This window comes from Winogradskyella pelagia, from assembly GCF_017581965.1.
Taxonomy (GTDB): domain Bacteria; phylum Bacteroidota; class Bacteroidia; order Flavobacteriales; family Flavobacteriaceae; genus Winogradskyella; species Winogradskyella pelagia.
In genome coordinates this window covers 253959-266336 of sequence record NZ_JAGEVF010000002.1, presented here as the reverse complement: position 1 = coordinate 266336, position 12378 = coordinate 253959, and the positions used below count along the sequence as shown (strand labels likewise).

General features: G+C 35.9%; 11 protein-coding genes. 8 read left to right on the top strand and 3 right to left on the bottom strand.

What is annotated here, in order from left to right; genetic code table 11:
• Nucleotide 1 precedes the first annotated feature (1 nt).
• On the top strand, nucleotides 2–718 hold the full coding sequence (gene porT, locus J4050_RS03560) for a type IX secretion/gliding motility protein PorT/SprT (protein WP_208152752.1): 717 nt from the start codon (nucleotides 2–4) through the stop codon (nucleotides 716–718).
• On the opposite strand, the gene J4050_RS03555 is transcribed toward porT, so the two are convergent.
• Complete coding sequence (locus J4050_RS03555) at nucleotides 705–1439, bottom strand: TrmH family RNA methyltransferase (protein WP_208152577.1); 735 nt, start codon at nucleotides 1437–1439, stop codon at nucleotides 705–707. The two genes, porT and J4050_RS03555, sit on opposite strands and share 14 nt — an antisense overlap.
• Before the next feature lie 96 nt (nucleotides 1440–1535).
• Here J4050_RS03555 and tamL point away from each other — a divergent pair, with 96 nt between their 5' ends.
• The 3 genes from tamL (at nucleotide 1536) to accD (ending at nucleotide 6443) form a co-directional block, all read left to right on the top strand.
• The gene (gene tamL, locus J4050_RS03550) at nucleotides 1536–4115 is read left to right on the top strand and encodes a translocation and assembly module lipoprotein TamL (protein WP_208152576.1); all 2580 of its coding nucleotides are present in this window, start codon (nucleotides 1536–1538) and stop codon (nucleotides 4113–4115) included.
• Nucleotides 4116–4275: 160 nt separating this feature from the next.
• Entirely contained in the window at nucleotides 4276–5343 is a 1068-nt protein-coding gene (fbaA, locus tag J4050_RS03545) for a class II fructose-bisphosphate aldolase (RefSeq protein WP_208152575.1), read from the top strand.
• Nucleotides 5344–5585: 242 nt separating this feature from the next.
• A complete protein-coding gene (gene accD / locus J4050_RS03540) occupies nucleotides 5586–6443 on the top strand; it encodes an acetyl-CoA carboxylase, carboxyltransferase subunit beta (RefSeq protein ID WP_208152574.1) in 858 nt (285 codons plus the stop codon).
• A 58-nt stretch (nucleotides 6444–6501) separates the two neighbouring features.
• Here accD and J4050_RS03535 read toward each other — a convergent pair whose 3' ends face one another.
• The gene (locus tag J4050_RS03535; RefSeq protein WP_208152573.1) at nucleotides 6502–7350 is read right to left on the bottom strand and encodes a hypothetical protein; all 849 of its coding nucleotides are present in this window, start codon (nucleotides 7348–7350) and stop codon (nucleotides 6502–6504) included.
• Nucleotides 7351–7529: 179 nt separating this feature from the next.
• Here J4050_RS03535 and rpsO point away from each other — a divergent pair, with 179 nt between their 5' ends.
• Entirely contained in the window at nucleotides 7530–7799 is a 270-nt protein-coding gene (gene rpsO / locus J4050_RS03530) for a 30S ribosomal protein S15 (RefSeq protein ID WP_208152572.1), read from the top strand.
• A 191-nt stretch (nucleotides 7800–7990) separates the two neighbouring features.
• Nucleotides 7991–10246 (top strand): polyribonucleotide nucleotidyltransferase, encoded by a 2256-nt coding sequence (locus tag J4050_RS03525; protein ID WP_208152571.1) that lies wholly within the window; start codon nucleotides 7991–7993, stop codon nucleotides 10244–10246.
• A 62-nt stretch (nucleotides 10247–10308) separates the two neighbouring features.
• On the opposite strand, the gene J4050_RS03520 is transcribed toward J4050_RS03525, so the two are convergent.
• Entirely contained in the window at nucleotides 10309–10833 is a 525-nt protein-coding gene (locus J4050_RS03520; protein ID WP_208152570.1) for a hypothetical protein, read from the bottom strand.
• Nucleotides 10834–11027: 194 nt separating this feature from the next.
• Here J4050_RS03520 and J4050_RS03515 point away from each other — a divergent pair, with 194 nt between their 5' ends.
• Entirely contained in the window at nucleotides 11028–11402 is a 375-nt protein-coding gene (locus tag J4050_RS03515; RefSeq protein ID WP_208152569.1) for a hypothetical protein, read from the top strand.
• A gap of 95 nt (nucleotides 11403–11497) precedes the next feature.
• The gene (locus tag J4050_RS03510; RefSeq protein ID WP_094967995.1) at nucleotides 11498–12361 is read left to right on the top strand and encodes a sigma-70 family RNA polymerase sigma factor; all 864 of its coding nucleotides are present in this window, start codon (nucleotides 11498–11500) and stop codon (nucleotides 12359–12361) included.
• Nucleotides 12362–12378 lie beyond the last annotated feature (17 nt).

Sequence of the window (12378 nt, the reverse complement as noted above, 5' to 3'; positions counted from 1 at the left end):
TATGAAGCAACTTTTAAGCTTAGTCACTTTTCTTGTGTTTTTCAATGGCTTGAGTGCACAACTTTTTTCCAAAGAACGTGTTGCCAATAGCGTTGATAATATTGACCAAAAGTTACTGTCTTGGGGATATTTTCTAGGATTTAACAGCTACGACTTTAAGTTTGATTACAATGAAGATCTTGAGGATATTCTTGTTGACAATTCCTTTGGGTTTCATCTGGGATTGGTCGGAGATTTGAGGATTAATGATTACATAAATCTAAGGTTAGAACCTGGTGTATTTTTTACCACAAGGAATCTACGTTATGACGAAAGCTATTTCGATGGTTTAGATTTTAATGATGCCGACTTGTTGCGCGAAGTAAAATCTACATATGTCCATGTACCGTTGCTGCTAAAGTTTTCAACCAAACGCATTAATAATTTTAAACCTTTTATTGTTGGAGGTTTTTCTGCTGCTTTAAATTTGTCAAGCAACCAAGACAATCCTGATGATAATAGTTCTGGTCAATTTAGGATGACTAAAAGTACCTATTTCTACGAATTAGGATTTGGAATTGACTTTTATCTTTTATATTTCAAGTTTACACCATCTATACGTGGCATTTTTGCCTTAAACGATGAAATCGTTAGAGATGCAGATCCAAATAGTCCATGGACCGGAAATGTAGCAAGCATGCAAACAAGAGGGGTTTTTATCAATTTTACCTTTCAATAACCCTCCTTCTAAATTCACTTAAAAGAATTGCAGCGGCATTAGCTACGTTTAAACTTTCAGTTTTTTGCTGTTTTCCAAACTGAGGAATTGTTAGTTTTTGCGTAACAATAGTTTCAAATTCACCAGATATACCATTGGCTTCATTACCAAATACAATAATGCCTTCGGATGGCAGTGCACTTTCATAAACAGATTCACCATTCATGTATGTCCCAAAAACAGGTAATGAATTTGATTCTAAGTACGATTTTAAAGGCAAATAGTGAAGATTAACACGTGTCAATGACCCCATACTAGCTTGTACCACCTTAGAATTATAACAATCTACTGTATTTTCACTGCAAATAATATGGTCTACGCCGTACCAATCGCAAAGTCTAATAATAGTCCCTAGATTCCCTGGATCCCTAACATCATCTAAGGCCACTATTAATCCTTCACTTGGTGGCTCTGTCGCTTCTGGGATTCTAAAAACTGCCAAGGCTTTATTTGGAGTTTTTAGCGCAGATATTTTCTTTAATTCAGCTTCAGTAAGCTCATGGTAATCTTTTAGTATTGCGTCAAAAATCGCTTCTGTAGAAAAAAGAGAAAAGAGCACATAATTAGAGTTTAGAAATTCATTTATACCCTTGACGCCCTCTACTGTGAATAAGCCAAGTTCCTGTCGGTATTTTTTTTGACTCAAACTCCTAATTAACTTAATTTGATTCTTTGATAACATTAAAATGTCTTTACATTTGTTAGACAGAGTACAAAGTAAATCTTTTTTGGACTAATTTTTGTTTAAGAGAATCAATATCGAAAAATTACATCTAATTTGAGTTCGTCACAACGTCAGTATTTACTTAGACAATACTTTAATACCCTTTTTAAAGTTTTTGTTTTTGCTTTTGTTTGGCTCGGCGTTAATTCTTGTAATGTGGTTAAGCGTGTTCAAAAAGAGGAGTACCTGATTGTAGATAATACCATCTTAGAAGATGGCAAAAAAATAAAACAAGAGCGCGTCAACAATATTATCATTCAGAAAGAAAACGCTGGTATGAATGGGTTATTAGGTTTAAGTCTCCCCTTAAAACTTCATATTTATAACCTCGCAAGACCTAACATAGATTCAATTATAGACGCCAATATTCTTAGTGACTCCTTAAAAGTAAAACGGAGAACAGCCTTACTTTCTAAAAAACAATTTGACAAATATATTTCTACTAAAAAAGGTTTTAATTCCTGGTTAAAACGAACTGGTGAGGCTCCTGTGATTTTTGATGAGAAAAAGACTGAAGTAACAGCAAATAACCTTCGTAAATATTATTACTCCATTGGTTGGCTTGACAATACTGTTGACTATGAGGTTGAAAAAGACAGTAACAAAAAGGCAAAAGTTATTTACAAGATCACAAAAAACAAGCCCTATTCCATAGACTCCATAAAATCTTTAATTAGTACGCCAGCAATAGACTCACTTTATCCCAAAATAGAGAAAAACTCCTTTTTAAAAAAAGGAGAACAGTACAATGAAGATAATTTTGAAAAAGAGCGATTGAGAATCAATACATTTTTGAGAAACTCCGGATACTTTCATTTCGGTCAAGACTACATTCGTTTTGAAATAGATACTATAGGTACTCAACAAAAAATTAATAGCGAAATAATTATTTCTAACCGAATAATTAGAGGAGACGACTCTACCATCGTAAGACCTTTTAAACCTTTTAAAATCAAAGAAGTTAATATTTTTACTGATAATACCTTTGATAACCGATTTAAAACAGTATCTGACACTACAGTCTATGATGGTTATAACCTCTACAGCAAGGAGGGCTTAAAGTTTAGACCCAATGCCTTAACAGATGCTGTTTTTATAAATAATGGCGATCTATACACCGATTTGGCTAGAAGACGTACATCGAGATACCTTAACGATTTGCAAATGTTTGGGTCTAGGAGTATTGAATATGTAGAGAATCCAGAAGATAGTACGCTAATTACAAACATCTATTTAGCCCCTAGAAAGAAATACAGCCTAAATTTCGATTTTGACGTAAGCCAAAGCAACATTCAAACCGTTGGATTTTCTTTTGGTACCGGACTAAAAATTCGTAATATCTTTAGAGGTGCAGAGACCTTAGACATTACTGGATTTACTTCCATTGGCGCTTCTAAAGATCGTAAAAATATTGATGATCCCTTCTTTGATATTAACGAGCTTGGAGCAAACATAAGGCTGACCTTTCCAAGAATATGGAGTCCTATTAATACAGACAATATTATTCCAAAGTACATGTCGCCGAGTACAAGTTTAACTTTGTCCACATCTAGCCAAACCAATATAGGATTAGATAAACAAACACTTCAGAGTATTCTGGCCTACAACTGGCAGCCTTCTGAAACGGTAACTAATGAATTGGGGCTTTTTGATATCTTATTTGTTAAAAACCTAAATACAGACAATTACTTCGGTGTATATTCTACCTCATACGATCGCCTTAATTCTATTGCTCAAGATATTGGCTATATAGGTAATGATGAGAACCTTGGTATACCCGATGAAGCCGACCTTTTTATTTCAGAGGTGCTTAATGAGCAAACCAGTTTAACACCAGAAGATGAGGATTTTACTGCTGTTAGCAATATAGACGAACGCAAACAGCGCTTAACAGAAAATAACCTCATCATTTCAAGTACCTTTTCGTATAGAAAGAATACGAGAAAGAATTTATTTGATAATAATTTCTCCATATTCAAATGGCGTATTGAAACCGCAGGAAATGTACTTGCTGGCTTATCTCGTTTAACAGGTGCTGAAAAAAATGACAATGGAAATTATGAAGTTTTAGGCGTAAGCTTTTCCCAGTATATTAAGACAGAATTAGACTATGTGAAATATATAAGTCTTGGAAAACGAAATATTTTCGCATTTAGAGGCTACGCTGGTATTGCCATACCTTTCGGTAACTCTAACAGTATTCCCTTTGTAGAGAGTTTCTTTGGTGGTGGACCAAATGATAATCGAGCGTGGACACCTTATGATCTTGGTCCTGGTAGCACTGATACAAATGAAGAGTTTAATGAAGCTAATTTTAAACTCCATTTCAGTGCTGAACAGCGTTTTAACTTATTTGGAAATTTACGTGGTGCTGTCTTTGTTGACGCAGGAAACATTTGGAATGTTTTTGACAACGTTGAAGAGGAAGCCGCGACATTTTCGAGTTTAGAATCCTTAAGGGATATTGCCGTCGGTTCTGGTTTTGGACTCCGCTATGATTTCGACTTTTTTGTTCTGCGTTTTGATGTTGGCTTTAAAACCTATGATCCAGCCTATCAGCTTGGCGACCGCTGGTTTAAGGATTACAACTTCAAAAATGCCGTTTACAATATTGGTATTAATTATCCATTCTAAAGACCAGAAGACAGCCAATCCAACTGGACTCGTAAGCCTTATTTAAGTCATAAATCAAAATGTACGCAATCCCTTAAACCAAACCTCTTTTGATTGCATATCACCCTTAGAAATATCCAAATTTTATGTACTTTTGATATCTAATATTCAATCATTTATTATGAGTCACAATATCAAGCCTGGCGTTGCTACAGGAAGAGAAGTTCAAGATATTTTTAAATTAGCCAAAGAAAAAGGATTTGCCTTACCAGCAGTTAATGTCATTGGTTCTAACAGTATCAATGGTGTACTAGAAACGGCAAAAGCCCTAAACGCACCTGTTATTATTCAATTTTCTAACGGTGGTGCTCAGTTCAATGCTGGGAAAGGCTTGAGCAATGAAAATCAGAAAGCAGCTATCGCAGGTTCAATAGCTGGTGCAAAACATGTACATCATATGGCAGAAGCTTATGGCGTGCCTGTAATTTTACATACAGACCATTGCGCAAAGAAATTATTACCTTGGATAGACGGTTTGTTAGATGCTAGCGAACAACATTTTAAAGAAACGGGTAAACCACTATACAGTTCTCATATGATAGATTTATCTGAGGAACCCATTGAAGAAAATATTGAAATTTGTAAACAGTATTTGGCGCGGATGAGCAAAATGGGAATGACCCTAGAAATAGAATTAGGAATTACAGGTGGTGAAGAAGATGGTGTTGACAATACCGATGTAGATGATTCAAAATTATACACGCAGCCTGAAGAGGTCGCTTATGCTTATGAAGAATTAAGCAAGGTAAGCGACCAATTTACGGTGGCTGCTGCTTTTGGCAATGTCCATGGCGTATACAAACCAGGAAATGTAAAATTAACACCTAAAATTCTTAAAAATTCTCAAGAATTCTTGTCTAAAAAACACAATTTACCTCATAATCATATCGATTTTGTATTCCATGGCGGATCTGGTTCAACCGTAGAGGAAATCCGTGAAGCTATTGGCTATGGCGTTATTAAAATGAACATTGATACCGATATGCAATACGCGTTTATGAGTGGCATTAGAGATTACATTCAAGATAAAAAAGATTATCTACAAACACAGATTGGAAATCCCGATGGAGACGACGTACCTAATAAAAAGTATTACGACCCACGTGTTTGGTTACGCAAAGGAGAAGATGCTTTTGTGGTAAGATTAAAGAAAGCTTTTGAAGATCTTAATAACGTAGATACCTTATAACAACAGTTAACTCAAACGATTAAAACCCATTATAGATTTAAACCATTTATAATGGGTTTTCTTATGTTATGCGATACTTTGGCTATTAGAATTCTAACATTCTTTGACTTAAAATATTATTATAGTAGTTTTGTACACTTCATTATAACTAACTAAAAGACATTAAGTGATAGAAGTTTTATAAATTAGATATCACTTTGCTTTCCTAAGGAAAGACCTTAAGACTAAAACAGTAGATTAATATGGCATGGTTTAAACGAAAAGATAAAGGTATTCAAACCTCAACCGAGGAAAAAAAAGATACTCCTAAAGGTCTATGGTACAAATCACCGACCGGAAAAATCATTGACACTAAAGAATTAGAGCAAAATTATTACGTGAGTCCAGAAGATGGCTACCACGTGAGAATTGGGAGTAATGAATACTTCGAGATACTCTTTGATGACAATAAATTTAAGGAACTAGATACCAACCTAAGTTCTAAAGATCCTTTAAGATTTGTGGATACCAAAAAATATCCAGAGCGTTTAAAGGCTGCTAAAGCAAAAACCGGACTTAACGATGCTGTTCGCACGGCAGTTGGTAAATCTAATGGCAAGGACTTGGTTATTGCCTGTATGGATTTCACATTTATTGGTGGCTCTATGGGCAGTGTTGTTGGCGAAAAAATAGCCAGGGCAGCAGATTACGCACTAAAGAAGAAAGTTCCGTTTATGATAATCAGTAAATCTGGTGGCGCACGGATGATGGAGGCAGCCTTATCATTAATGCAGCTAGCAAAAACATCAGCAAAATTAGCGCAATTGGCTGATGCCAAAATACCTTATATCTCACTATGTACTGACCCAACTACAGGAGGAACAACAGCATCCTTTGCAATGCTAGGTGATATTAATATTGCTGAGCCTGGAGCTTTAATCGGTTTCGCTGGACCTCGAGTTGTAAGAGATACCACGGGAAAAGAGTTACCAGAAGGTTTTCAAACCTCAGAATTCTTATTGGAGCACGGATTTCTTGATTTTATTACACATCGTAAAGATTTAAAACGAAATATTAATCTGTATCTCGATTTAATTTTAAATCGACCTTTAAGAGCATAAAAAAAGCGAGCATTACTGCTCGCTTTTTTTGTAATCAACTGTCTTGCAGACCCTTTCTTTAAAGCTGTACTTCTATTTCTGTGCCGTTATTAAAAGTAAACGTAGCTTGGTCATCACAAGTACCATCTCCAAAATCAAAGATTCCTCCAAAGTTAGTACGTTCAACATCTACGGAACCACTTACAAAATACATACATCCTATTTCTCTGCGTAATGGTATTACAACCTCATAAGAATGTGTGTTTCCGTTAACAAAAGTAGCTGTCCAATCTCCTGTAATTTCAAATACATTATCACTAAATACGCCACTACCAAATCCTTCAACCCATTCTCTAATTCTTGTCCCTTCCCTAGAAGCTTGCACACCATTAGGCCATATCACGGTTAGAGATAAATCGTGAGTAAATTGCGGATTTCCATTGTCATTAGCCAGCTCACGTAGAATAGAACGAGAACCAATAACATTTTTGGCATCTACAAAGAAGTCTACCAGATTATAATTGATTTCAATTTGCTGAGCCTCTGGGTCTCTAGTGTAATCAAAAACAATCTGACCTCTTAAAAGATGACCTTGCACAACACAACCTTCTGTACCAAAATCTACAGTTACCTCTCTAAAGTTTTGCTGAGCCACAACAGTAATAGTAACACATTCTGGTATAAAACTAGCACTGCTAGCATTTGCCATACGCCCTAAATTACCTTCTTGCTGTTCATAAACCTCTACTACAATGTCACCTAACACATTATCAATTTGATCGATTTCAGCAGACTGTTGAATCTCTGCTATATTCTGCGTCTCATTGTCTATTGCAGTGTTATCGTCATTATCCGAACAAGAGGACATAACAAGCCCTAGAACAACAAAGCCTAGAATACATTTGGTTAATACTTTTAAGTTTTTCATGATTAATTTTTTATTGTTAATATGTTCCTTTGACTTAAGAGAGATGCAATGGTTTAATACCGTTTATCGAAAAAAATAATTTTCAGCATTAAAAGAGCCAAATTACTTATTTTACTTATATTTGCCGTCTGAAAGAAAACCTTTCAAAGTACATAACAATCATTTACAATAATATTAGAATGTATTTAACTAAAGAGAAAAAAGAAGAAATCTTCGCAAAATACGGTAAAGGTAAAAACGATACCGGTTCTGCAGAAGGGCAGATTGCTCTGTTTACTCACAGAATTAATCATTTAACAGAACACTTAAAAAATAATCGTAAAGATTATAACACTGAGCGTTCTTTGGTAAAATTAGTTGGAAAGCGTCGTGCATTATTAGACTATCTAACTAAAGTTGATGTCTTAAGATATCGTGCCATAGTTAAGGAATTAGGATTACGTAAATAATCCATCAAAAAAGACCACGCTTTTGGCGTGGTTTTTTATTTTAGCATACGCAATCGAAAGCGTTTAAAAATCGAATTGAAGAAGCTACCTATAGTTTTTCATTGGTCAATACAACAACTACACAACAACACAACGACCATTGTTTAACAAGACTTTGATGGTGTAATATCAAAGCAAGAATTAAAAATTTTATGATTCCAAAAACATTTAAAGAGGTCATTGACCTAGGTGACGGTAGGGAAATTTCTATCGAAACCGGAAAATTAGCAAAACAAGCTCACGGCTCTGTTGTTGTTCAATCAGGAAAATGTATGCTATTGTGTACAGTTGTTTCCAATTATCACGCAGCAGATGTTGACTTTTTGCCACTAACAGTAGACTACAGAGAAAAATTTGCTGCTGCCGGACGTTATCCTGGCGGATTCTTCAAACGAGAAGCAAGACCTAGTGATGGTGAAGTTTTGACCATGCGTTTAGTAGACCGTGTATTACGTCCACTATTCCCAAAAGATTATCACGCGGAAACTCAGGTAATGATTCAATTAATGTCTCATGATGATGAAGTAATGCCAGATGCTATGGCAGGATTGGCAGCTTCTGCCGCTATCCAATTATCAGATTTTCCGTTTGAATGTGCCATCTCAGAAGCAAGAGTTGGTCGTGTTAATGGTGAGTTTATAATCAACCCAACAAGAGCGCAGTTGTTAGAGTCTGACATCGATATGATGATTGGAGCTTCAGCTGATTCTGTTATGATGGTTGAAGGTGAAATGGATGAGATTTCTGAAGAAGAAATGGCCGAGGCCATTAAGTTTGCCCATGAAGCTATTAAAGAACAGTGTGCTGCGCAAATGCGTTTAGCTGAAGCTGTTGGCAGAAAAGAAGTTAGAGAATATGATCCAGAACGCTCTGATGAAGATTTAGCTAAGAAAATTCATGACATGGTATATGATAAAACATATGCCATAGCAAAAGCAGGATCCTCAAAACATGAAAGAGGTGCTGCATTCAGTGAAATAAAAGAAGACGTTTTCAATTCGTTCTCAGAAGAAGAGCAAGAAGATTTAGGAAAACTCATTCACAAATATGTGGCAAAAGCACAAAAAGCCGCGATTAGAGACCTCACCTTAAATGAAGGTTTACGTTTAGATGGTCGTAAGACTACAGAAATTAGACCTATTTGGTGTGAAATCGATTATTTACCATCTACCCATGGTTCGGCAATTTTTACACGTGGAGAAACCCAAGCATTAGCAACAGTTACTTTGGGTACATCTCGAGAGGCCAACCAAATAGACATGCCGTCTTTTGAAGGAGAAGAACGTTTCTATCTCCATTATAACTTCCCACCATTTTCAACAGGTGAAGCAAGACCTATCCGTGGCACATCTCGTAGAGAAGTTGGTCATGGTAACTTAGCACAACGTGCTTTAAAAGGAATGGTGCCAGAAGATTGTCCATATACAGTAAGAGTGGTGTCTGAAGTTTTAGAATCTAACGGTTCATCTTCTATGGCAACCGTTTGTTCTGGGACAATGGCATTAATGGACGCTGGGGTACAATTAAAGAAACCTGTTTCCGGTATTGCTATGGGATTAATTTCTGAAGGTGAAAAATATGCTGTATTATCAGATATTTTAGGTGATGAAGATCACCTTGGTGATATGGACTTTAAAGTTACAGGTACTGCTGACGGTATCACCGCTTGCCAGATGGACATTAAAGTAAAAGGATTGTCTTATGAGATTTTAGTGAATGCACTAAAGCAAGCACGAGATGGTCGTTTACATATCCTTGAAAAACTAACGGATACCATTTCACAACCAAATGAAGACGTTAAGGAACATGCACCAACAATGGTGACAAGACGTATTCCTAACGAATTTATTGGAGCGTTGATAGGTCCTGGTGGAAAAGTGATTCAGGAATTACAAAAAGAGACGGACACCACTATAGTAATCAATGAAGATCCTGTAACAGAAGAAGGTATTGTTGAAGTGCTAGGTGTAGGTAAAAAAGGTATCGATGCTGTTATGGAAAAAATCGATTCGTTACTATTTAAGCCAGAAGTTGGTAGTGTTTACGAAGTAAAAGTGATAAAAATGTTAGATTTTGGAGCTGTTGTAGAATACACAGAAGCGCCAGGAAATGAAGTTCTTTTACACGTGAGTGAATTAGCTTGGGAACGCACTGAAAATGTATCTGATGTTGTAAACATAGGAGATGTATTTGATGTTAAATACTTTGGAATAGATTCTAGAACTCGTAAAGAAAAAGTATCTCGCAAAGCTATTCTCCCTAAACCAGAAGGATGGCAACCACGACCGCCAAGAGATAACAATCGCGGTAGAGATAATCGTGGACGTGATAACAGAGGCAGAGATAATCGTGGACGCGATAATCGCAGAGACGACAGAAGGTCGAGAGACGATAAAAAAGAAGATTAAATTCTATTACTAAAAAAACCGCTTCAAAATTGAAGCGGTTTTTTTTAACCTTAGTTCTTTAATTAAAGAACATCTGCAGTAATAGCCAACTCAATGGTAACCGCAATTGAAAAATTCATTGCTTCTTCGCAAGTAGACGTTCCTGTTATACCAACAGAAACATTGTTACCACTCTTAAGTGAATTGGCAATCGCATTCAATGCAGAAGGATCTGTAACTTCAAATACCGTTCCTGCGTCAACTTCGTCTTTTATGACCATATCGTGATTGACTAGCGCGACACCATCAGCTTCAAACTGGCCAGATATAGTACCGTTGGCATCTCCCGTAAAATTAATTAAGCGGTAGGTGAAACTCGTAATACTTACATCTTGTAGTACGTCAAGATAATCCTGAGTATCGCTATTATTAATATTAATAAGCATTGTTTCGTTTAAAACTAAATCTTCACCTGCAGGCACCGAAACAAATACACTTTCATTAAGCGTTGTGTTAAAATCAATTTCTGTGAGTTCATCGAGTTCATCACAAGATGTGAATCCTAAGAATAGTATTAATACCGCAGCAAATTTTAATAGTGTTTTCATGATATCATATTTTAGTGTGTTGTTAATAGCAGTTACTAAACTAAGAAGCATTATGCAATTAGACACTGATAAATATCATATATTAAAAATAGTGGTGCTTTAGGTAAGAGATTAGAGCTCTAAAAAATAGTGCCAATCTAATGTTATTGCCGTATACCTTGTCAATCTCTTTAATAATCCTTATATTTTGGGCTATGATACAAGCAGATAAGGATAAATACAAAGACATTTTAGAAAACTCCGTGACCTATTTAGAACAACTCGGGTTTGAGAATATTAAAGCAGATACCGAAGGATATGAGACCCCTAAATCGTTTATAAAAAAAGGAAGTGAGGTTACCATTACACCGGATATTGTTGCTGAGAAGAATGGGACCAAACATTATTTTGATATCAGCCTTAAAAGCGAGAAACCAAATCTGCTCAAGTCCAAGTGGCTATTTCTTAATACATTAAGTGCAGTAAAATCAAGACATTTTAGATTAATCACCACCAAAGGCCATTTTAAGTTTACAAACGAAATGTTAGAGGATATTAATCTTACCAACAAAAAATTAATTAAAATTTAATTTTTTGTTGGTAATCGTGTAACATTTTTTGGATTTCATACGTATAATAAAAGCAACCTATCGTTGTCAGACAATTGCACAAATCCTATTTTTAGATGAGACAGCTTAAAATCACAAAACAGGTCACCAATAGAGAGACCGCATCCTTAGACAAATACCTACAAGAAATTGGTAAAGTAGATTTAATCACAGCCGATGAAGAAGTTGAATTGGCACAGCGAATTAAAGCTGGTGATCAAATTGCTTTAGAAAAACTGACTAAAGCTAACCTTCGTTTTGTGGTATCCGTAGCAAAACAATATCAAAATCAAGGCTTAACACTTCCAGATTTAATTAATGAAGGCAATCTAGGGTTGATAAAAGCTGCCCAGCGCTTTGATGAAACACGTGGATTTAAGTTTATCTCTTATGCCGTTTGGTGGATTAGACAATCCATACTGCAAGCCTTGGCTGAGCAATCGCGTATTGTACGATTACCGTTAAACAAAATTGGATCCATTAATAAAATCAATAAAACTTTTGCCTTCCTTGAGCAAAGTCACGAAAGACCACCTTCAGCTGAGGAAATTGCCAAGGAATTGGATATGACCATTAATGATGTTAAAGAATCCATGAAGAATTCTGGACGTCATGTCAGTATGGATGCCCCTTTAGTTGAAGGAGAAGATTCTAACTTATACGATGTATTGCGAAGTGGCGAATCTCCAAATCCAGATAAAGATTTATTACACGAATCCTTGCGTACGGAAATTGAGCGTGCCCTCGAGACATTAACCCCTCGTGAGGCAGATGTTATTCGTTTATATTTTGGCCTAGGCAACCAACATCCCATGACACTAGAAGAAATTGGCGAAACATTTGATTTAACACGCGAGCGTGTAAGACAGATAAAAGAAAAGGCAATTCGTAGGTTAAAACATACCTCGCGAAGCAAAATTTTAAAAACATATTTAGGTTAGTTTTTGTATATTTAACG